The sequence below is a fragment of the Dendronalium phyllosphericum CENA369 genome (assembly GCF_016056275.1).
In the GTDB taxonomy this organism is placed as follows: domain Bacteria; phylum Cyanobacteriota; class Cyanobacteriia; order Cyanobacteriales; family Nostocaceae; genus Dendronalium; species Dendronalium phyllosphericum.
Map to the genome: position 1 here is coordinate 1 of NZ_JAECZA010000084.1, position 20210 is coordinate 20210.

21 protein-coding genes and 1 pseudogene are annotated in these 20210 nt (G+C 41.0%); 11 read left to right on the forward strand and 11 right to left on the reverse strand.

The window, feature by feature from the left end:
* From I8752_RS17570 to I8752_RS17610, 9 genes and pseudogenes are all read right to left on the reverse strand, one after another.
* The coding region (locus tag I8752_RS17570) for a helix-turn-helix domain-containing protein (RefSeq protein WP_214433603.1) at positions 1-362 on the reverse strand (362 nt) is incomplete at its 3' end.
* Positions 363-697: 335 nt separating this feature from the next.
* Complete coding sequence (nifD, locus tag I8752_RS17575) at positions 698-2110, reverse strand: nitrogenase molybdenum-iron protein alpha chain (RefSeq protein ID WP_214433604.1); 1413 nt, start codon at positions 2108-2110, stop codon at positions 698-700.
* A gap of 154 nt (positions 2111-2264) precedes the next feature.
* Positions 2265-3158 (reverse strand): nitrogenase iron protein, encoded by an 894-nt coding sequence (gene nifH, locus I8752_RS17580; RefSeq protein WP_214433605.1) that lies wholly within the window; start codon positions 3156-3158, stop codon positions 2265-2267.
* A 271-nt stretch (positions 3159-3429) separates the two neighbouring features.
* Positions 3430-4344 carry a Fe-S cluster assembly protein NifU gene (gene nifU / locus I8752_RS17585; protein WP_214433606.1) on the reverse strand — a complete coding sequence of 305 codons (915 nt, stop codon included), beginning with the start codon at positions 4342-4344 and terminating at the stop codon, positions 3430-3432.
* 111 nt (positions 4345-4455) lie between these two features.
* Complete coding sequence (gene nifS / locus I8752_RS17590; RefSeq protein WP_214433607.1) at positions 4456-5664, reverse strand: cysteine desulfurase NifS; 1209 nt, start codon at positions 5662-5664, stop codon at positions 4456-4458.
* Between the two features lie 89 nt (positions 5665-5753).
* Entirely contained in the window at positions 5754-6101 is a 348-nt protein-coding gene (locus I8752_RS17595) for a DUF362 domain-containing protein (protein WP_214433608.1), read from the reverse strand.
* Positions 6102-6202: 101 nt separating this feature from the next.
* On the reverse strand, positions 6203-7657 hold the full coding sequence (gene nifB, locus I8752_RS17600; protein WP_214433609.1) for a nitrogenase cofactor biosynthesis protein NifB: 1455 nt from the start codon (positions 7655-7657) through the stop codon (positions 6203-6205).
* 1049 nt (positions 7658-8706) lie between these two features.
* Positions 8707-9048 (reverse strand): annotated as a pseudogene (locus I8752_RS17605) (element excision factor XisI family protein).
* On the reverse strand, positions 9030-9452 hold the full coding sequence (locus tag I8752_RS17610; RefSeq protein ID WP_214433610.1) for an element excision factor XisH family protein: 423 nt from the start codon (positions 9450-9452) through the stop codon (positions 9030-9032). The pseudogene I8752_RS17605 and the gene I8752_RS17610 overlap by 19 nt, the downstream one beginning before the upstream one ends.
* 208 nt (positions 9453-9660) lie before the next feature.
* Between I8752_RS17610 and I8752_RS17615 the strand changes: the two genes are divergently transcribed.
* A complete protein-coding gene (locus I8752_RS17615; protein WP_214433611.1) occupies positions 9661-10605 on the forward strand; it encodes an NAD(P)-dependent alcohol dehydrogenase in 945 nt (314 codons plus the stop codon).
* A 71-nt stretch (positions 10606-10676) separates the two neighbouring features.
* Here the strand turns inward: I8752_RS17615 and I8752_RS17620 are convergent, their stop codons facing one another.
* Positions 10677-11531: an HIT family protein gene (locus tag I8752_RS17620; RefSeq protein WP_214433612.1), complete on the reverse strand. Its 855-nt coding sequence runs from the start codon at positions 11529-11531 to the stop codon at positions 10677-10679.
* A gap of 377 nt (positions 11532-11908) precedes the next feature.
* Here I8752_RS17620 and I8752_RS17625 point away from each other — a divergent pair, with 377 nt between their 5' ends.
* The 10 genes from I8752_RS17625 to I8752_RS17670 all read left to right on the forward strand — a co-directional run bounded on the left by I8752_RS17625 (position 11909) and on the right by I8752_RS17670 (position 19980).
* Positions 11909-12886: a PEP-CTERM sorting domain-containing protein gene (locus I8752_RS17625; protein ID WP_214433613.1), complete on the forward strand. Its 978-nt coding sequence runs from the start codon at positions 11909-11911 to the stop codon at positions 12884-12886.
* 511 nt (positions 12887-13397) lie between these two features.
* On the forward strand, positions 13398-14342 hold the full coding sequence (locus I8752_RS17630) for an extracellular catalytic domain type 1 short-chain-length polyhydroxyalkanoate depolymerase (protein WP_214433614.1): 945 nt from the start codon (positions 13398-13400) through the stop codon (positions 14340-14342).
* 518 nt (positions 14343-14860) lie between these two features.
* The gene (gene cysE, locus I8752_RS17635; protein ID WP_214433615.1) at positions 14861-15640 is read left to right on the forward strand and encodes a serine O-acetyltransferase; all 780 of its coding nucleotides are present in this window, start codon (positions 14861-14863) and stop codon (positions 15638-15640) included.
* A gap of 81 nt (positions 15641-15721) precedes the next feature.
* A complete protein-coding gene (locus I8752_RS17640) occupies positions 15722-15955 on the forward strand; it encodes an Asr1405/Asl0597 family protein (protein WP_214433616.1) in 234 nt (77 codons plus the stop codon).
* A gap of 88 nt (positions 15956-16043) precedes the next feature.
* Positions 16044-16244, forward strand: a complete 201-nt coding sequence (locus I8752_RS17645; RefSeq protein ID WP_214433617.1) for a DUF2949 domain-containing protein — start codon at positions 16044-16046, stop codon at positions 16242-16244.
* A gap of 420 nt (positions 16245-16664) precedes the next feature.
* Positions 16665-17798: a homocitrate synthase gene (gene nifV, locus I8752_RS17650; RefSeq protein WP_214433618.1), complete on the forward strand. Its 1134-nt coding sequence runs from the start codon at positions 16665-16667 to the stop codon at positions 17796-17798.
* On the forward strand, positions 17785-18072 hold the full coding sequence (locus tag I8752_RS17655) for a nitrogen fixation protein NifZ (RefSeq protein ID WP_214433619.1): 288 nt from the start codon (positions 17785-17787) through the stop codon (positions 18070-18072). The genes nifV and I8752_RS17655 overlap by 14 nt, the downstream gene beginning before the upstream one ends.
* Positions 18047-18250, forward strand: coding sequence for a putative nitrogen fixation protein NifT (gene nifT / locus I8752_RS17660; protein ID WP_214433620.1), 204 nt, complete (start codon positions 18047-18049; stop codon positions 18248-18250). The genes I8752_RS17655 and nifT overlap by 26 nt, the downstream gene beginning before the upstream one ends.
* A gap of 211 nt (positions 18251-18461) precedes the next feature.
* Entirely contained in the window at positions 18462-19016 is a 555-nt protein-coding gene (locus I8752_RS17665; protein ID WP_214433621.1) for a (2Fe-2S) ferredoxin domain-containing protein, read from the forward strand.
* 553 nt (positions 19017-19569) lie between these two features.
* Positions 19570-19980, forward strand: a complete 411-nt coding sequence (locus I8752_RS17670; protein WP_214433622.1) for a chemotaxis protein CheB — start codon at positions 19570-19572, stop codon at positions 19978-19980.
* Here I8752_RS17670 and I8752_RS17675 read toward each other — a convergent pair.
* A partial coding sequence (locus tag I8752_RS17675) for a transposase family protein (protein ID WP_318780860.1) occupies positions 19919-20210 on the reverse strand: 292 nt, incomplete at its 5' end. The genes I8752_RS17670 and I8752_RS17675 overlap by 62 nt on opposite strands.

Below are 20210 nucleotides of genomic sequence, written 5' to 3' on the forward strand. Positions count from 1 at the left end.
GTCACATCCATTGCTACTGTTTTCGGTGTTTTTGATGGTGCCAACAATGACTTTTTTCCTCCTAAGCGAAACCTCCCGGAATTGACTAAAATATTTTCTACCCAATGAACAGTACGACAAACCGTTGCTTGTGACACTTGCCAATCACTGGCGATATGGAAATAAGTTCGATATTCACGCCAGTATGTTAAACACACCAAAGCCTGGTCTTCCAAACACAGTTTTTTAGAACTGCCCCTTGTTTGTCTGTGACTGGCAGCATCTTGTAGTACGTTGACTATCTGATTAAATGTGTGTCTTTGTACCCCAACTAGACGTTTAAATTCTCGATTGGACAGTCGCAAAGTTTGTTCGTATCGCATTGGCAGAGCAAATTTATGTCAAAATCTTTTACCTTACCATAAAATAATTCTGCAAGAGGTCTAATATAGATGGCAAATCCGCTGCATTAGAGTAGTGTTTACTTTCTAGTTTAATCGCTTACCTCATTACCAAACAAAAGCGATCGCCCCATTTAATCTAAAAAATTGTAATTTTAAATAGTCTTTTAGTTTACAGTTTTTCTTTGAGCAAAATGCGTTTCAAATCTTAAAACCACACAGAATAAGAGTTATATTATTTGAAGCATCAAAAAAGATTGTTACCGAATCATCCTAAAACTCGCATTTAGGCTAAAAATTGACTCTTTTTTCTACTGCTATAGTAAAAAACTTGCCTGACTTGACTTTGAGGAGCGATCGCTAGGGCCGGAGTAATCCCAAGAGTGCATTTGACGGAAAGGTAAACCCATCTTTTGGAAGACGTACTTCTCTTTCACACCAGAGGCTACAAGGTCAGGCTTGAGTGCTTTGATAAATTCCTCGAATTCGTAAGCAGTAACGTCGTCGTAAACGATAGTGCCGTTTTCCATCATAGGAGTAGTACGTTTATAGTCGTCGTTATGAGCGAACTCATAACCTGTACTAATCATCCTCATTCCTAAGTCTTGGAAAGCTGGGACAACGTGACGAGGACGCAGACCACCAACCATCATGGCGACAGTCTTACCTTCTAAACGGGGGCGATACTTCTCAAGAATCACATCCATTGTCGGCTGATATTTAGCGATAATCTTCTCAGCGTTTTCTTGGATCTTCTCGTCAAACTTAGAAGCAATTTCTCGTAAGGATTCAGCAATCTTGGTGGGGCCGAAGAAGTTGTATTCCAACCAGGGTATACCGTAAGCTTCTTCCATGTGACGGCTGATGTAGTTCATCGAACGGTAGCAGTGAATCAAGTTCATCTTCACGTTCGGTGTCATCAACATTTCGTTGATAGTGCCATCACCAGACCACTGAGCAACTACGCGCAAGCCCAGTTCTTCTAATAGAATCCGGCTAGCCCAAGCATCACCACCGATGTTATAGTCACCGATGATTGCTACGTCGTAAGGAGTAGACTCAAACTGTAACGTGCCATCTTTCTTGGCTTGGTCAGCTCTGGTGAACACCCAGTCACGCACCATGTCGTTAGCAATGTGGTGTCCCAAGGACTGAGAAACACCTCGGAAGCCTTCGCAACGCACGGGAACAACTGGCTTACCAATTTCTTTCGATGTCTTACGAGCAACAGCTTCGATGTCATCCCCAATTAGACCGATGGGACATTCAGATTGAATGGAAACACCACGGTTGAGGGGAAAAAGTACATCAAGTTCTTCGATCAGCTTGACGAGTTTCTTGTCACCACCAAAAACGATGTCCCGTTCTTGGAAGTCAGAGGTGAAGTGCATGGTACCAAAGGTGTCAATACCTGTGGTGCCGATGTAGTAGTTACGACGACCAGACCAAGACCAGTAACCGCAACCTACAGGCCCGTGGCTAATGTGGATCATATCCTTAATAGGACCCCAGACCACGCCCTTAGAACCGGCGTAAGCACAACCACGAGCAGTCATTACACCAGGAAGAGATTTAATGTTAGACTTTACGCCACAATCGCTCTTACCTTCTTCGTATACATTTAGATGCTTTTCCCTTTTTTTCGCAGCTTTTTCGGGATAAGCGCTTAGGACTTCTTTAATTAGTTCTTTTCTTTCTTCGATGATGTTTTGGTTTTCTGGAGGTGTCATACTTAGCTTCTGTGACTTGTAAGGATCTAGGCATAGGGGGACTAGGAGTCCCCTCTAAGGTTAGGGGGGATGTAAGGGAAAGGTAAAAGGTAAAAGGGAAGATATGAAACTCTTCCTTTTTCCTTGTACTAAAGCATTATTTCTTAGCCGCGACTTATACTACAGGAGCTTCAGCAGCAGTCTTGCCAACCAACATTGCAGCATTTTCTTCGCTTTCGAGAATACCGAATTCAATCAACAAGTCTTCTAGTTCTTCCATTTCGATAGGCGTAGGAATAGCCAGGTTTGTGTTGTTGATGATTTTGGTAGCCAATGTCCGATATTCGTTAGCTTGGTTGCTGTCGGGTGCGTACTCGTTAACAGTCATCCGACGCAATTCTGCGTGTTGAACAATGTTGTCACGGGGTACGAAGTGAATCATTTGGGTGTTCAACCGTTTTGCCAAGGTTTCGATGAGTTCGTGTTCCCGGTCAGTTTTACGGCTGTTACAAATCAAACCACCCAAGCGCACGCCACCTGTGTGAGCATACTTAAGAACACCACGAGCGATGTTGTTAGCAGCGTACATCGCCATCATTTCACCCGATGTCACGATGTAGATTTCTTGTGCTTTACCTTCACGAATAGGCATAGCGAAACCACCGCACACAACGTCACCTAATACGTCGTAAGATACGAAATCTAAGTCTTGGTAAGCACCGTTTTCTTCTAAGAAGTTGATGGCGGTGATAATACCACGACCGGCACAACCTACACCGGGTTCTGGACCACCAGATTCTACGCAACGAACGTCACGGAAACCCCTGAGCATCACTTCTTCAAGTTCGATATCTTCTACTGCGCCACGTTCTGCGGCGAGGTGAAGAACGGTGGTTTGAGCCTTGCTATGCAGCATCAAACGGGTGGAGTCAGCTTTAGGATCGCAACCGACGATGAGGATGCGCTGACCCATTTCTGCCATAGCTGCTAGGGTATTTTGAGAGGTAGTAGATTTACCGATACCGCCTTTACCGTAAAAAGCTATCTGTCTAATATTTTCGTCACTCATGGTTCTTGTTTTCCTGAAGTTGGTTGGTTTGGTGGGTCTGTTAGTTCTCACGCCTGTTGAGCTATGGCTGTGAGGGTTTGTAGAACATCGCCGGTGGCGATCGCTCCACAGCAAAATTCTTTGGTATTAAACACATATGATTCGTGGTGAGATTTTTGAACTGTCAGTTGTCAGTTGTTAGTTGTCATTTGCTACTGACCCTTCGGGTTTGCCAGTTGTTCATGGGTGAAACCCCCAAAACCACTTTGGCTCACCACTGACTATTTAGCAATTATCTAAGTGATGGTTCAACTGCTTCGACTATCAGGTTTTTGCTGACGCGATCCTGCAACCTGGCTTCAATGGCAATCTTCAAAGTTGCTGTACTGCTGGAGCAAGAACCGCAAGCACCTTGAAGTAATACTTTCACGCGATCGCCATCTACATCGTATAATTCTACATCTCCGCCGTCGGCGATCAGCACGGGTCGAACTTCTTCGTCGAGTACTTTCTGAATTAAAGCAATCTTTTGTACGTTGGTCAGTGGTCGTTGCTTGGAGCTAGCTATATCTGTAGTAGTTTTGGCGCTATGACCGTTGAGGGGAGATTTAGCGGATTCCTGCTGTACAGATTTAATAATATCATCAATATTCGCCAAACAGGAACCGCATCCGCCACCAGCTTTTACATAGTTTGTTACCTGCTCCGCATCAGTGAGATTATTTTCTACGATCGCGCGGCGAATTTTGGACTCGCTGATACCAAAGCAACTGCAAACTAGCGCCCCTTCATCATCATCGTCATGGCTAGCTAAAGGAATGCCGCGATAATTATAGATAGCAGCTTCTAGCGCTTCTTGCCCCATGACTGAGCAGTGCATCTTAGCTTCTGGCAAGCCGCCGAGGTAGTTAGCGATGTCTTTATTGGAGACTTTTAACGCTTCATCTAAGGTTAAACCTTTGACCATTTCGGTCAACGCACTCGAAGAAGCGATCGCACTGGTGCAGCCAAAGGTTTGAAAACGCGCATCTAGAATTTTATCAGATTCTACTTCTACTTTTAAGTGCAGTCTTAGGGCATCACCACAAGCAATGCTACCGATTTCTCCCGTGGCAACTTTCACCCCAGGTTCGCTTGTTTCTTCGATAGCTCCCTGATTCTTAGGATCGTAAAACAGTTCTAATACTTTATCTGTGTAGTCCCACATATTTTAAGTGCTGAGTGCTGAGTTAGGAGTAGAGACGCGATTAATCACGTCTGTACAAGAGTTTTGAGTGGGGAGTGGTGAATATTCAAATTCCCTACTCCCTGCAACCTATTAACGATGTGCCAGTGCTTGCTCTTGTTCTTGCAGCCAACCCGCATCATCGTTTTTGAAGGGTGAAAGGGCGCGCAAACGCTCTACAATATCCGGCATTACTTCTATAACTCGGTCGATTTCGGCTTCTGTGGTGTAGCGACAAAGGCTGAAGCGAATGGAACCGTGTAAGGTGGTGTAAGGTAAACCCATTGCCCGTAATACATGGGAGGGTTCCAGCGAACCAGAAGTACAAGCAGAACCAGATGAGGCACAGATGCCGTGTTTGTTTAAGGAGAGTAGAATCGCTTCACCTTCGATATACTTGAAGCCGATATTGGTGGTGTTCGGCAATCTCTGCGTGGGGTCGCCGTTAACTTCGCAATCGGGAATAGTAGCGAGTAAAGTTTGTTCGAGGCGATCGCGCAACTTTCTTTCTCTTTTAGTTGCCTCTTCCAAGTGTAACAGTTCTAATTCTGCTGCTTTGCCTAAACCGATAATTCCGGGTACATTTTCTGTGCCGGCGCGACGGCTACGTTCTTGGTGTCCGCCAATTAGTAAGGGACGGAACCGCACGCCGCGTCGCACATATAAAGCGCCGATACCTTTGGGTGCGTGGATTTTGTGACCAGATATAGTTAACATATCTATGGTGCTGGTCTTCATATTCAAGGGGAGTTTACCCACTGCTTGCACCGCATCTACATGGAACAAAGCACCATGCTCTTTGACTCGCAACCCAATTTGCTCAATAGGGAAAATCGTGCCTGTTTCGTTGTTGGCATACATAATCGATACCAACGCGGTGTTTCCAGTCAGTGAGGCTTCTAGTTCATTTAAATCTAACTGCCCTTGACTATTCACCGAAAGATAGGTGACGTTGTACCCTTGGGTTTCTAACTGTTTGCAGACATTCAGCACCGCTGGGTGTTCTACTTGGGTGGTGATGATATGTCGCTTTTCTGGTTGCGCTAACAATGCGGCGCGAATGGCAGCGTTATCTCCCTCAGTTCCGCAGCTTGTAAAGACAATCTCTGATTCATCAGCTCCGAGTAAAGCTGCAACTTGTTGTCTGGCTATCTTCACTCCTTTAGCAAGTTGTCCGCCAAAGGTATGCATACTAGAGGGATTGCCGTAATAATCAGTCAGGTAAGGCAGCATCGCCTCTAAAACTTCTGAGTCTACCTTAGTGGTAGCGTTATTGTCGAGATAGATGCAATTCTTTTGCATAGATTCTAATTTGAAGAATGAAGGGTGAAATGTGTAGTGCGAACTGAAGTCTAAGTTTTATCTTTAAATTCTTCAGTCTTTAACCTTCTTTACGCTTCTAATATTTGCTGTTGGCGCTTTTGCAACTGTTCGGAAAACTTCTTTGAATAACAGTTAAACCAACGTTCCCAGTAATCTTGTTTATTGGTTAATTTCGCTAATACATGATTATATTTAGTAAACCAGCCTTCCCAATAATCGCTAGGCTGTTTGACGCAACCATCGCAGGTGGGACAACCAGCTTTACACTGAGGTACGCTATAAACAGTTCCAATACAGTTTGTACAAAGTTCGGGGTCAATCCAGTGCTGAGCGTCAATTACTTTAACTGCACCTGTAGGGCATATAGATAGACAGAGATTGCAGGAAATACATTGGCTAGTGATTTTGTAAGCCATGATTATTCTCCTTTTTTGAGATTTTAGAAGAGAAAACTATGAAGTATGAAGGATGAAGTGTGAAGTATATATTTCTATCTTCATCCTTCAGCCTTTAGCTTTTATCCTTCAGTAGTCCCTAGTTCTTTTACGTACTGCTCGTAAAACTCTAAAGCAACCTTCTCAATTACGTCGTAAGCTTCAACAGTCTCTATGCCCACTTCATGCAATTTTTCTTTAGGGCAGTTGCCAATCTTGGACACTAAAACTGCTTTGCAATCGGCGATCGCTTTTATGATATTCTCAGAAGTGGCTTCTTCACCGTATCCACCTTGACAATATTGGTCAATCTTACGATGACCGACAAAGCGAGCTTCGATTCCATCCACTTCGTAAATCTGGAATTCTTTCGCATGACCGAAGTGTTGGTTAACTAATCCGCTACCTTTGGTTGCGACTGCAACTAAGACCTTGGGATTGTTGGCTGCTTTCTTGCCAGCTTGCGCTTTTTCTTTGGCTAATTTAATTTCTTCTTTGAATTTCTCGATGCCTTCGTGAACGCTGGTGCGTTGTTCGAGGTCATATTCAGGAGTCATTTCCAAGAATTTATCTTTGGTAAATTCCTGGCTGCGGTCTTCTCCCAATAATCCGACGGCATCGGCTCGGCACTGGCGGCAATGACGCATCATTTTCATGTTGCCGGCGCAGTTGTCTTGTACTTCTTTAACTTCTTTGGGTGTGGGGCCGCGTTGACCGGTTAAGCCAAAGTGTGTGCCGTGTTCTGGTGCAGAAATCAGCGGCATGATGTTGTGCAGGAATGCGCCATTTTCACGAATGAATTTATTCACTTCGATCAAATGTTGGTCGTTAATTCCTGGAACCATCACGGAGTTGACTTTGCACAAGATGTCAGCTTCTTTGAGAGCTTGCAATCCTTCCATCTGCTTTTCGAGCAGAATCTTAGCGCCTTCAAGACCTCTGTAACGCCGACGCTTATAGTGAACCCAAGAATAAAGCTGTGCGCCGATTTCTGGGTCGATGGTGTTAAAGGTGACTGTAACGTGATCGATGTTTAATTGTTTAATGCGATCGATATGTTCGCTTAACATTAAACCGTTGGTTGAGAGGCAAAGCTTGATATCTGGTGCTTTGTCTGCAATCAATTCAAAGGTGCGGAATGTCTTTTCTGGGTTCGCTAAGGGATCGCCAGGCCCGGCAATTCCCACGACTGTCATTTGGGGAATCTTGCCTGCAATCACCAAAGCTTTGTGTGCTGCTTCTTCTGGTGTGAGTAATTCGCTAACTACTCCAGGACGACTTTCGTTAGCGCAGTCATATTTCCGGTTGCAATAGTTGCATTGAATGTTACAAGCTGGTGCAACTGCAACGTGCATCCTGGCGTAATGGTGATGTGCGTCTTCGCTGTAGCAGGGATGTTTAGCAATCCGTTCTTGGAGCTTTTCGTCCATTTCCACGGTGGCGCTGCTTTTGCTATCGCATCCGCAACCACCCGATTTTGCTTGGGTTACTGCTGGTTCCTGATTAGAGTTAAGGATTCCTGTAGCCGGTAGTGTCATTAAATTTCGCAAGGATCGGTGGACAGGCTGCCGCTGTGGGAGATGCCGTTGCTACTCCCTATGCCTAGGAATTGAAGTCGCTTGTTGTACCCATCCTGCCTACCTGTGGCGGTAGTGTAAACGCAGGGTATGGCAGGCGATAAAATCCTTGAGTTCGGCTGGTGTGTGTCAACGCTTGGTTCTTGGGTAGAATTTGTGGGTACAGCCGCGACTTCTATTCATAGAGGCATGGTGCTATCTCATCCCTCCACTCACTCTTGGCTTCTGATTTGTATTAGAGCTTCGAGTGATTGGCGATATAAAAGTTATAACAGCCATCTCCAGGCTAGATGCTGCGTCTATCTGGATAGAATTTATTGGATTTATTAAGTTTGTACTCAAATCTTCAAACCCTAATTTTTAGGGCATTAGAAAGAATTAAAAAATTTTTTTCAGGTAGGGGGTCTAGTGTTTTTTGGTTGGGGTTCGGGTATTTAGAGATAGGGGTTCAGGATTTTTTTGTACTCAGCAAAAACCCAATACCAGCAAGGAGTTTAGCCTAGTTTCAACTGGTTTTGGGTTAACAAAATGTGTACTCAAATAACCCTCAAATCCAGACAAAAGCAGTCATTTCAAAGGATTTGGGGGAAAAACTGGAGTAGATTACGTCGTACTACTCCAGATACGTGCGAAATTCAATTCTGTATCCAACATATCATTTTTTTGGAGATAAAAATGCCGTTTATATTTTTTTAATTTTTGCTTTGCTAAAGATATGCAATTGGGCCTCTAACTCTTACCTGACAAGCCATAGAAGCTGCTGAGAATAGATGCGTTAATGCGGATTTTTATCAAATAATTTAACTTTAAGTTTTATTTCTTCAGCGATCGCCAAGCAGGAGGAAAGGATTTATTGATGGCTGCAATTAAGTGAATTAGTATAACTCCTTGCTAATACTAGTAAATTTTGTGTTTGGTGAAAACAATAAGCTAAAATTCCATGTGCCTGAGCAATCCCAATAAATTATTATAAATGTTTATTACGAACCTTCGCGATCGCAACTCTCTTTTCAAGCGATCGCATAGCCTGTATAAGGTCTTAACTCTGGTGGACGAAACCCAAGTACAATGTGTTCTTTGGGAATTCCAGCTCGTTCTAAATCAGCGGCAATCCCTTCTTCAATGCCATCTCGCTAAATCCAGATTTTGCCATCAATTAGGTCAATATGCACTATACAGCTATGAATGCGGCGTTCGCCATCCCAACCTACGTCCATCCACAAATAGCGATCCCGGTTGCGATCGAACACCACTTCTGATTGAATATTTGCGTAGGAATAAGGCAAAGAAGCATAGTCACTGAGAGTAGTTTCAATGACTTGGCGATAACGATCTAATTGGGTGTAATCCATTGTTGAATGACCTCCTGTTTTGGATCGAAAGTAATCAAACTTAAACGACGATTTCTCAGCAAAAGTTTACCAATAGGTTCTGCAAATAAGTCATCAAAAACACTATTAGGTACTGCAAGATACAACATTCGTTCTGGCTCCAACTCAGTCAATATATCTTGATACAAAACATACTGACCCAACGCTTTTTCTAAATCATCAACATCCGATCTGCCTGTAAAACTTTTAATTTCAACTGCAATCTTAGATTCTGCTTTCTGCGCTGCCAATAACTGCCTAGCACCTAAATCAACATACAAGTCTTTTTTACCAAACTTCAGAGTCAGTGGATCGTGAGTAATTGTCCACTTGTCTTTAATCAAAGCATTTTTGACATTGTCATGATAGATGTCTCTAGCTAGCATACGGGTGTTGTTTGAGATTCATATTTTTATTTTAAGAAATGTCTAGGAATGGCTAGTAGAAAGTGATTTCTGGCATAAATATTACTAACAATAAGTTTTGTCTATCAGTGCTTATAACCACTAAAGGGCCTGCGATCGCTACACTGAAGTCATAACAAACTATTATGCTGTGTAAGTTCTGTGAGTAAACCAGGGTTAAGGAGGAATTATGAAAGCAGTGATAATCCGTCAATACGGGTCAGCTGAGGTTTTGCATTACGAAGACGTAGAGCGGCCACAAATCAAGCCCGATCGATTACTTATAAAAATTCATGCCAGTAGCGTTAATGGCATTGATTGGAAAATCCGCAAGGGAATGATGAAATTTATCACAGGCAATAAATTCCCTAAGATTTTGGGGTTTGATTTGGCAGGAGAAGTAGTAGAGGTTGGCTCTGAGGTGACGCGCTTTAAAACAGGGGATTCTGTTTATGGCAGTGCTAGTTTCCCTGGCGGAGGTTATGCAGAATATGCTGCCGTTCCAGAAAACTTGGTAGCGCTTAAACCAGCAAACTTGAGCTATGAAGAAGCCGCTACTGTGCCCTTAGTTGCGATGACAGCTCTGCAAGCCTTACGAAATCAGGGTAATATCCAAGCGGGACAAGCTGTGTTGATTAACGGCGCTTCTGGTGGTGTGGGGATTTTTGCGGTACAAATTGCTAAAGCATTAGGCGCAGAAGTTACAGGAGTTTGCAGTACAAAAAACCTAGATTTGGTAAAATCGCTGGGTGCAGACCGCGTTATTGACTATAAGCAACAAGACTTCACCGAAGATACAGCCAAGTACGATATTATCTTCGATGCAGTCGGCAAGCGATCGCTCTCTGCCACTAAAAAAGTTCTCAAACCCAAGGGAATTTATGTGACAACGCTACCCAGCCCAGAAGTTTTGGTGCAGGCTGCTTTAACAGCATTTCTTCCCGGTCAAAAAGCGAAATTGGTGTTTGAGAAAGCCAACGCCGAAGACTTAGATTACCTCAAAGGATTGATTGAAGCGGGCAAAATCCGCACGGTAATTGACCGCACCTACCCCTTACAAGAACTAGCTGCGGCTCATGCTTATAGCGAAAGCGAACGGGCTGTCGGGAAAATTGCGATCGCGATCGCTAACTGATAGATTTTGATTCAAGTTTCTAATGGGTGCGTTAGTCAAAAGTAACGCACCTCATCTCAATCAGCAATGCCCTATTTTATTTTAGGAATGACAGTTCTAATTCCACTTTTAGTATTAACAGCATCACCTTTATATCGAGGGATGATATGAATACTAGCGTGCATAATATTTTGACCAGCTTCTTTATTAACGTTCATTCCTACATTAAAACCATCTGGTTCGAGTTCTCTTTGGATAATTTCTTGTACTTTATTTACCATAAACCAGCAAGCAGATTGTTCTTTAAATGGTAATTCAAAATAATTATTTGCATGACGTTTAGGAATAACTAAAACATGTCCTTTACTTATAGGATAACCATCGTAAATAGCATATGCGGTAGCCGATTCTGTTAATAACTTTAGATTTTTATGGGGATTACAAAATATGCAATAATTAGATGAGTTACGCTGGTGGTTGTAATGAGTGTACTGATAGAATTCTCGACTATCGTCTAAGTAAATTGAATGAAAGGGAAGTTTAACAATACATTGATAAGTTGGTTTTTTATGCACATAATGTTCTCTAAAACCTTCTTTTTTGATATCCCTTCTCACGACATAATAAGCTTTACCTCCTGGTTTTAATAAGTGTGATACTTCCATTAGCACATTAGCTTGTTCTTCAGAAAATAAAACATTTAAAACATAAAAGCAAATTATAGTATCAAATTTTTCATGAGGATAAAGTGGAAAATAATAAGGGTCGTAACCTGTAATGTTGTAATCTTTTTGGCGCAATAGTTTAACATCATTACCGAAGCCACAACCAAAATCTAGAATTTTGCCTTGAAGCAGGTTTTGATTTAATAAAAACTGTGCGGGGAATGACAGGTAAGTTCTTTCAATTGCCGTGAGATGGCTGAATTGATTTTTTTGCTGTTTCATGGAGTTTAGATATTCATGTCCCCCCAGTCTTAGCACAAGCCAAGATACTAAACTTTCTCTATAGTCTGCGATCGCCTACTTCATTTCGTATCAATTACTCAAACTATTGTTATCTCTAGTTCACAGATTTTTACTCTTTTGTAAATAAAGATGCGACTAATGCATAGCAATAAACACCATATTATCAACTCAACTACCGCTAGAAAATATTTGTGTGCCTGCTGTTAATTCAATCAAGTTATTAAATTTCATTTAAATCATTTTACGTAATTTTACTGTAACTTCATCAAAACTTTATATAAAGTATTTATATTACTTAAGTAATTATTTAAACTAATCTTTGCGGATAACCAATACGTAATGATAACTGAGTTTTTATGACTATTTCTATAGTTCGGAAAAAGCTATCGATAGCTACTGGCAAAGCAGCATATTTTGTTAAAGGAATAGGCTGTGTGTCGGCTATTGGTACTGTTTTAGTCGCATTCAGGACATTAACTGCTCAAGCCGCTGTAATTAGTAACAGTGAGTTAAGCGTCGATATCCGTAATGATAATGGTGCAATAAACTCTTTATTGTTTGATAGGAAGGAATTTTATCGAAAAGGTACTTTTGTTTCTGACTTTGGTTTTCAAGTTGGAAGCGATACAAGCACTTTTGTACTTAACAGTGCCTTACAAAATATAGGTCAACCAGTAACTGTCAGCAAGAATAATAACTCTGTATCTGTTACTGGAAGATATACTCAGGGAGGATCTGCGATTGATTTCACTCGCACTTACTCCTTAGTTCCCAATCATAATGTGTTACGAATTACAACTAATTTTATTAATAGTGGTGCAGATACCCTTTTGAGCTATTTCGACACATACGATCCCGATCAAGGTATTGCTCAAAGAAATGGCTACGGTACTTATAATGACGTATTCTCAATTGCAACAGGCAATGGAACAGCAAAAGTAGGTCAAGCTACAGATATTAGTGGATTGTCAGTAGTTATTGGCTCTTTAGATCCAGATGTTACCGTTGCCTCTGGTTTTCCTTTTAAAATCGGTGACGGTAAGACTTTAAATAACTTCTTTAGTTCTCCCTTTGATGGAAATGGCAGTTATGTTGATAATGGGACTCATATTGGTTTGCGAAAGCTTTTGAGCGCTGGTAACTCATTCACCTTTACTGTCGATCAAGGATTTGGAACTACACCTATCAAAGCTAAACAAGAGTTTATTACAGTAAATAAGGGTGGTGAACCTGTTCCCGAACCTCAAACTATTTTTGGTTCAGTTACAGCGATCGCATTTGGGATAATGTTAGGCAAAATCCGCTCAAAGAAATTTCACAAGAGTCGGACATAAAACAAAAATTCGTAATCCAACGTACTGCTTTACTCAATTTTCTCAGTACGCTGGCTTGGCTTAGTTAATTTCTTCTCATAGCAAAGTGCTGAGTTTAGGAGTAGAGACGCGATTAATCGCATCTGTACAAGAGTCAGTTACTTTAAGGCTTTGAGCAATCACAACTGTCCTAAAGGGTATGGCTACGGCTATATACCAAAAAAATAGGTAGTCTAGCTTTTGTCAAAAGAACTCAACACAAAAGCGTGCTTGATTCTTAAGCAAAACCTAAAATGCAAGTTCAGACGGATAGGACAATATAAATTTCTGGCACAGAAACGATACGAAATTCTATTAGCACAGTTTTTTGGTTGATGGCAATACAAGGGTGTATTGTTTAAATAACCCTGACTATTAATTTTATAATAATACTCCACTAGTAGGAGTGGCAATTATAATTTATCCAACTTTAGAGGATGGACAAAATATATTCACATGGGTGAAAGTATTTTTATCGAGTTATTGATTGACCGTGAATATATATTTCAGTTTTAAATCTTGGAAAAAAATTATTACTTTATTGCTGACAATTAGTTTCCTAACCGCCTGCGAGTCAATTGAAGCTGGTGAAATAAATAAATCTAAACAAAAAATATTCATTGGTGATAATTATGGACAGATAAATAATCAAGGGCGTTTACGCACCTACTATTCTTACATTCCCAAATCCTATAATCCAAACCAGCCAATGCCATTAGTTTTAGTATTTCATGGAGATGCTGGTAGTGGTCGTTCAATTAGTGATGTTACGGGCTTTAATAATTTAGCGGAGCAAAAAGGGTTTATTGTTGTTTATCCTGATGGAATCAATCAAAAATGGAGCCTGAGAAGTAATTCTCAAGGTAAGGTAGATGATATTTCATTTGTTAGTTCTTTAATCGATGGTCTGAAGCAACAAGTAAATATTGATAGTCATAAAGTCTATGCCACTGGTTTCTCTAGGGGCGGAATACTTACCCAAGCTTTAGCATGTAAACTATCTGATAAAATCGCTGCTTTCGCATCAGTAGCCGGCTCTCTTCCCGTTCGACTCAAACCCAATTGCCAACCTGAGACTCCGATTTCTATGATGGCAATTAACGGTACAAAAGACCGAGATGTACTTTATGAAGGTGACGATCGCGATCGACGAGGAGCGCTGGTTTCTATTTCAGATATGGTAGGTTTTTGGCGATCGCACGATCGCTGCATCTCATCTAGCGCATCTCCACTGCTTCCTAGCACCAAAGTCAAAGCTACTCAGTACTCAAATTGTATTGGCAATTCAGAGGTCTTACAGCTAGCTGTAGTAGACGGAGGACACTTTTGGCCTGGTGGTGCTTCAACTGATGCAAGCCTAAATAAATTTAATGCTCAACTTGGTTTGAACGCCAGTCAGACAATTTGGGACTTTTTTCAACGCCACAGTTTATCTTAAGTTGAGAAATCAGTCCAAGTTTTTATAGCAAAGTATTGCCCTAATTTATGTGATTACGGCTGTATTTTGAAACGTATACATACATACAGACAGCAAACCCTAAAATAAAATAAAGAAACCTGTTATTTATCCAGCAAAATCATAAGATAGTAATCGTAACTAGAGATACAGATATTTGATTTGTTGCTCTTTTATCTCATCTTTGCGAGCAGGTGAGTACAACTTAATAAATCGCAAAATATCTTGCCTAAATCATTGCAAATTATCATAGGTAAAGTTTTTTATAGTGAGTACAGAAATTCTTAACCCCCCACTCTCAAAATACTAGTACCCCCATCCTGAAACACTAGTACCCTTACCCTAAAAGAAATTTTTACTTTCCTGGAAATCGGGGTTTGGAGTGTTGAGTACAACCTTAATTAATCCAATAAATCCAATCTAACTCGGATATACTGCCGTGTTGGGAGCTACCTGCTATAAGCATAAAAATAGCACATGCTTTCAACCAGACAGTAACGATGCAACAGTCATTAGACAGTATCAAAAATATCGAAACTACAAAAACTGCGGATTCTACAAATATATCCCGGCTGAAAAATTTGCTCTCTGGCGTTTTTTTGGAGCCATTATTGAGTGATTTTTGCATTATTTTTGAACGCGATCCAGCGGCTCGTAATTGGCTGGAAGTAGTATTTTGCTACCCTGGATTGCACGCGCTTTGTTTGCATCGTCTAGCCCACTGGTTGCATCGTCGAGGAGTAAGTTTTATCCCTCGTTTGATTTCTCATTGGGGACGGTTTTTAACAGGAATTGAAATTCACCCAGGTGCAGAGATTGGTAAGGGTGTGTTTATCGACCACGGTATGGGTGTTGTGATTGGCGAAACTGCAATCGTTGGAGACTATACACTGATTTACCAGGATGTTACCCTTGGCGGAACTGGGAAAGACAGTGGTAAGCGCCATCCTACCTTGGGCAAAAACGTTGTTGTAGGTGCAGGTGCGAAAGTTTTAGGAAATCTGCAAATTGGCGATCGCGTCCGTATTGGCGCAGGTTCAATAGTCTTGCGTGATGTCCCTAACGATTGCACAGTTGTAGGCGTTCCCGGTCGAATTATTTCTCGTCAAGAAAACGCAAACCTTTCTCCCCTAGACCACGGAAAACTTCCCGATGTCGAAGCAAGCGTGATTGGTTCTTTACTGTCCCGTATCGAACAACTCGAACAAAAACTCAATAATCAACAGTTAACAGCTAACAGTCAACAGTCAATAACAACTGACCCCTTCGGGGTTCGCTAGTCGCTCATGGGGGAAACCCCCAAGACCGCGCTAGCTCACCACTGACCACTGACAACTCACAACTGACAAAGGACTAATGACATGTTAGGCAATCAAGTTTTGCAAATTCCTCTAAGCGATCGCTGGCTAATCTATCATCGTCTACAAGAATTGATGATTTCTTGTTCTTGTCCCGCTGATGGTTCCTTACGGGTACAGGTAAATAATTTACTAGAAGCAGTTCTAATCCGCAGTACCGTTATGCAATTTCTAGCTTCTCGCCAAGAATTAATCGAGTGGCTAGACCGTTGCTGGGATTGCTGTGCTGAGTCCTAAGTGCTGAGTAAAAGGCAAAAAAATAAAACAGCGTTTAGCAAGCTGTTTAAAGTCTGTCTTAATTACGAATTACGAACTACGAATTAGTATGCCGACCCGTACAACCGAGAATAAATTAATAAATTTTTTACATAATGAACTCGCACTTTCTAACGCAGATATTGCTGTAGCGTTACGACACCGTGAGTTTGATAATGGGCCGTTACCAATGCTTCTCTGGCAGTATGGACTGGTTAATTTAGAACAGCTAGAGCGGATTTTAGATTGGTTAGATGAAGAATATTCATAGATTTGCCGATTTACTTGGCAGTAGAAATATATTTTGTATTTTCACAGACAAACAAACATTCAATTATATGAGGCGCTCGCAATGATTTTTACTTTAATGGCTGGATTTGGTTTCTTGTTTTCTTTAGGACTTGCTAATAGCTACTTCAGCTATCTACTACTTGAAAAAACTCTGCATAGCAATAGTAAAAATGATTCTTAAATTATACCTGTTTTTGGTTTTCTGTCATACAGATGTAAAGCTGGTAGTCAACTAATATTAAAGAATCATGAAGATGAATTATTAATTGTAATATTTTATAGCATTTACCATTCATCCTTCCGCATTTGTATTAGGTATTCACTACTACCAGGAATTGCAGAAAAATAGGTTCACAATCCAGAAAGGATATTAAGAGAAATTCCTAAGAGGATGTTTGAGATGAATGAAATCTTAATTAATGACACTACATTACGTGATGGCGAACAAGCAGCAGGCGTTGCTTTTACTTTAGAAGAAAAAGTAGCGATCGCCAAATTTTTGGATGCTATCGGCGTTCCAGAATTAGAAGTTGGAATTCCGGCAATGGGTGAGGAAGAAACTCGCGCCATTTCAGCAATTGCTAACTTGGGTTTGCAAGCAAAACTCTTGGGATGGAACCGTGCTGTAATATCAGATATTAAGGCTTCCATTGCTTGTGGCATGAAGCGAGTGCATATTGCCATTCCCGTTTCTGGAATTCAAATTGCGGCTAAATTTCACGGTCAGTGGCGAGTCAGTTTGCAAAGACTCAAAGATTGTATCAGCTTCGCCAGCGATCGCGGTCTTTGGGTAGCAGTTGGCGGAGAAGATTCTTCCAGAGCAGATGATAACTTTCTTTTGGATGTAGCGCTTCACGCTCAAGAATGGGGTGCATCAAGATTTCGCTTTTGCGACACTGTAGGCGTTCTTGACCCCTTCACCACCTTTGCAAAAGTCAAGCGGCTAGTTTCAGCTTTGTCAATTCCTGTCGAAATCCACACTCACAATGATTTCGGTTTGGCAACTGCCAATGCTCTTGCTGGGATCAAAGCTGGAGCCTCATCCGTAAATACTACTGTTAACGGTTTAGGCGAAAGAGCTGGAAATGCCGCTTTAGAAGAAGTTGTCATGTCAATCAAACGCATCTACGGCATTGATTTGGGTATTGACACTCCTCGGTTGTTGGAACTGTCACAACTTGTAGCTTCGGCATCAAATTCCAGCGTACCGCCTTGGAAAGCAATTGTTGGTGAAAATACCTTTGCTCACGAATCTGGAATTCACGCTCATGGCGTACTGCAAAACCCCGTCACCTACGAACCATTTGCTCCCGAAGAAGTCGGTTGGCAACGACGTTTAGTAGTAGGTAAACATTCTGGCCGGCATTTAGTTTCTAACTTGTTACAACAGTACGGTATCTTTCTTAATCCAGAAGAAACTCAAGCTGTTTTAGATGCAGTCCGCCAACAGTCAGTACAGAAAAAACGCAGTCTCACAACCGAAGAACTGTTGAATTTGGTTAGAGAACAGAGGTATTCTCATGCAACGCGATGAATTAGAACTAGACTTACCCCCCGCTTTTGAAATCGGTGAAAAAGTCAGAGTTCGCAAACTCCTCAAAAACGATGGGACATTTCCCGGTCAAGAAATCGGCGCAGTTTTAGCGAAAAAGGGAGATATCGGTTACGTAGCGAGTATAGGCACTTATTTGCAGAGTTCTTATATTTATGCCGTGCATTTTTTGAATACAGGGTTCGTCGTCGGTTGTAAGAAAAAAGAACTAGAATCTGTTGAGGAAACTAATGAAAGTAATGCTCCGCGTGAATGATGCCGGCAATTTGGTTGTCTACGTTGCTAAAAAAGACTTAGAAGAAGAAGTAGTTAAACAAACAGATGGAAATGATGGGAAAGTTCTCACCCTCGCAAATGGTTGGGAATTAGAATTTCGGAATTTACCCGCTCCAGAAAATCTACCCCAAACCGTAGAAGCTAAACGCCTTGCATAAAATAAGTGCTGAGTGCTGAGTGCTGAGTTAGGAGTAGAGACGCGATTATACTCTTACGAGAAGCCGCTCTTACGAGCGTCTACACGTCTGTACAAGAGTAAGGAGTGATGAGTTAGCAAAAGTTGTTTATTCAAAACTCCTGCCTCCTGCCTCCTGACAACTGACAACTGACAACTGGCAACTGACAACTGACAACTGACTTTAACCTAAAATGGGTGACAAAATTTTGAAGTTATCAGAAGTAAACCTTGAGGGACAATTCCTCGGCTTTGTTGGTGATGTACCGCGTAAATCTAAATACTTGCGATTAGCAATTCCTTCTGGGGATGTGTTAGTCAAAATCCCTAAAGAGTTACGCAATCCTTTAAGTTTATCTTTGGAACCTGGCGAACAAATTCATGTTTATGGATTTAGTAAGTTAGACAAACACACAGGTCAACTTAAACTAAAAGCTTATCAAGTTTCACCTGTCGATGTTTGCCCAAACCACAACATGCCACCTCAAAGTCAAGCGAGGATTATGGTATGTCAAAAGTCTGGTTGCTTAAAGCGCGGTGGTAAAGGTTTATTATCAGAATTAGAAAAAACTTTGTGCGATCGCGGTTTGTTAGACAAAGTTCAAATTGAACATACTGGCTGTCAAAAACGTTGTGGCAGCGCACCCAACTGCGTATTACAACTTGGTAAAAAGAAATACAAGAAAGTTCATCCTGAAGCGATCGCATCGCTGTTAGAAAGTCACCTCAATAACTTGGGCCTTGACTAAAACACCATAACCTTCACATCATCACATCAGATAAATATGCGTTCCGAGTATGGTAGGACAGGTTTTTGCTTGTCCTATTTTTCATGTTGTGACGCAGAAATGAGATGTGAAATTATAGATAGACTATTTTATCTTTTCATCTATCGCTGATTATCTTATATATTAAGATTTATTACTTTTATATGTTATTGCTAATACAAACACTTTTTATACTTTTTTGCTCCGACGTTTGCTAGGATGTCTCTGTATTTGCAGTTTGCACACTTAAACTACTTTGAATTATTCTAAATTCAGAAATAATGAGCTAATTGTAAATATGATTAAGGTTCATTTTCTGAATATAGTTAGTTAAATTAAGTATTTAAACAGATAGATGCTAAGTGCATTTTGTATTGGTAAAATCGAGGTAATGAATATAAAGACACGCATTAAATAAAATTAATTCAGTAAAAATATATATTGATTATTTTTACTAATAAATCATGAGATTTAGAGGTGTATAACTTAACTTACTTGAAGTTATCTATTTCTTGATTATTATCTGCTATATACCATGTCACCCAGGCAGTCTTCCAAAAAAACTCAACCAAATTCCACTCGTACTAACGCGTCCGTTCGAGAGCAAGACAATCATAAAGAATTATTTCCGATTGTGGGTTTGGGAGCTTCTGCGGGTGGATTGGATGCTTACACGCAATTGCTCAACCATTTGCCAACGTATACTGGTATGGCATTTGTGCTGATCCAGCACTTAAATCCCGATCAAAAAAGTTGGTTGAGCGAGATTCTTTCTAAAGCAACCAAAATGCCTGTAATTCAGGCGGAAAATGAGATGGTTGTGGAACCGAATCATGTCTACGTGATTCCTCCCAGTAAAACAATAGACCTCTTGCAAAAGTCGCTTAAGCAAATTCGGTTTGGGGAAGACGAAGCTCGTAATTGTAGAGAGCAGCAATCAGATTAAACCTCAAACTAAATCTTTTTCGACGATTTCTATAAGTGAAGGACAAAATTTTAAATACCTTCAGCTTCCGATTTACATGCTCACCTAAAACTCTGATTTTAGCTAATTCTTGATTGCTCTTTTTATCCTCACAAGTTAACTTACCTCCTCTAGGTTTTTTCTTAGGAATCTGACTATTGCTATGTAGTTTTTGAATACCTTGATAACCTTTATCTCCCAAGCATTTTATG

Coding starts and splice junctions, on each gene's coding strand:
- nifH (WP_214433605.1), bottom strand. CDS start 3,158: ATGAGTGACGAAAATATTAGACAGATAGCTTTTTACGGTAAAGGCGGT.
- I8752_RS17610 (WP_214433610.1), bottom strand. CDS start 9,452: ATGCTAGCTAGAGACATCTATCATGACAATGTCAAAAATGCTTTGATT.
- I8752_RS17670 (WP_214433622.1), top strand. CDS start 19,570: ATGTCACCCAGGCAGTCTTCCAAAAAAACTCAACCAAATTCCACTCGT.
- nifV (WP_214433618.1), top strand. CDS start 16,665: ATGAATGAAATCTTAATTAATGACACTACATTACGTGATGGCGAACAA.
- cysE (WP_214433615.1), top strand. CDS start 14,861: ATGCAACAGTCATTAGACAGTATCAAAAATATCGAAACTACAAAAACT.
- nifU (WP_214433606.1), bottom strand. CDS start 4,344: ATGTGGGACTACACAGATAAAGTATTAGAACTGTTTTACGATCCTAAG.
- I8752_RS17625 (WP_214433613.1), top strand. CDS start 11,909: ATGACTATTTCTATAGTTCGGAAAAAGCTATCGATAGCTACTGGCAAA.
- I8752_RS17640 (WP_214433616.1), top strand. CDS start 15,722: ATGTTAGGCAATCAAGTTTTGCAAATTCCTCTAAGCGATCGCTGGCTA.
- nifD (WP_214433604.1), bottom strand. CDS start 2,110: ATGACACCTCCAGAAAACCAAAACATCATCGAAGAAAGAAAAGAACTA.
- nifB (WP_214433609.1), bottom strand. CDS start 7,657: ATGACACTACCGGCTACAGGAATCCTTAACTCTAATCAGGAACCAGCA.
- I8752_RS17595 (WP_214433608.1), bottom strand. CDS start 6,101: ATGGCTTACAAAATCACTAGCCAATGTATTTCCTGCAATCTCTGTCTA.
- nifT (WP_214433620.1), top strand. CDS start 18,047: ATGAAAGTAATGCTCCGCGTGAATGATGCCGGCAATTTGGTTGTCTAC.
- I8752_RS17655 (WP_214433619.1), top strand. CDS start 17,785: ATGCAACGCGATGAATTAGAACTAGACTTACCCCCCGCTTTTGAAATC.
- I8752_RS17620 (WP_214433612.1), bottom strand. CDS start 11,531: ATGAAACAGCAAAAAAATCAATTCAGCCATCTCACGGCAATTGAAAGA.
- I8752_RS17645 (WP_214433617.1), top strand. CDS start 16,044: ATGCCGACCCGTACAACCGAGAATAAATTAATAAATTTTTTACATAAT.
- I8752_RS17615 (WP_214433611.1), top strand. CDS start 9,661: ATGAAAGCAGTGATAATCCGTCAATACGGGTCAGCTGAGGTTTTGCAT.
- I8752_RS17665 (WP_214433621.1), top strand. CDS start 18,462: ATGGGTGACAAAATTTTGAAGTTATCAGAAGTAAACCTTGAGGGACAA.
- nifS (WP_214433607.1), bottom strand. CDS start 5,664: ATGCAAAAGAATTGCATCTATCTCGACAATAACGCTACCACTAAGGTA.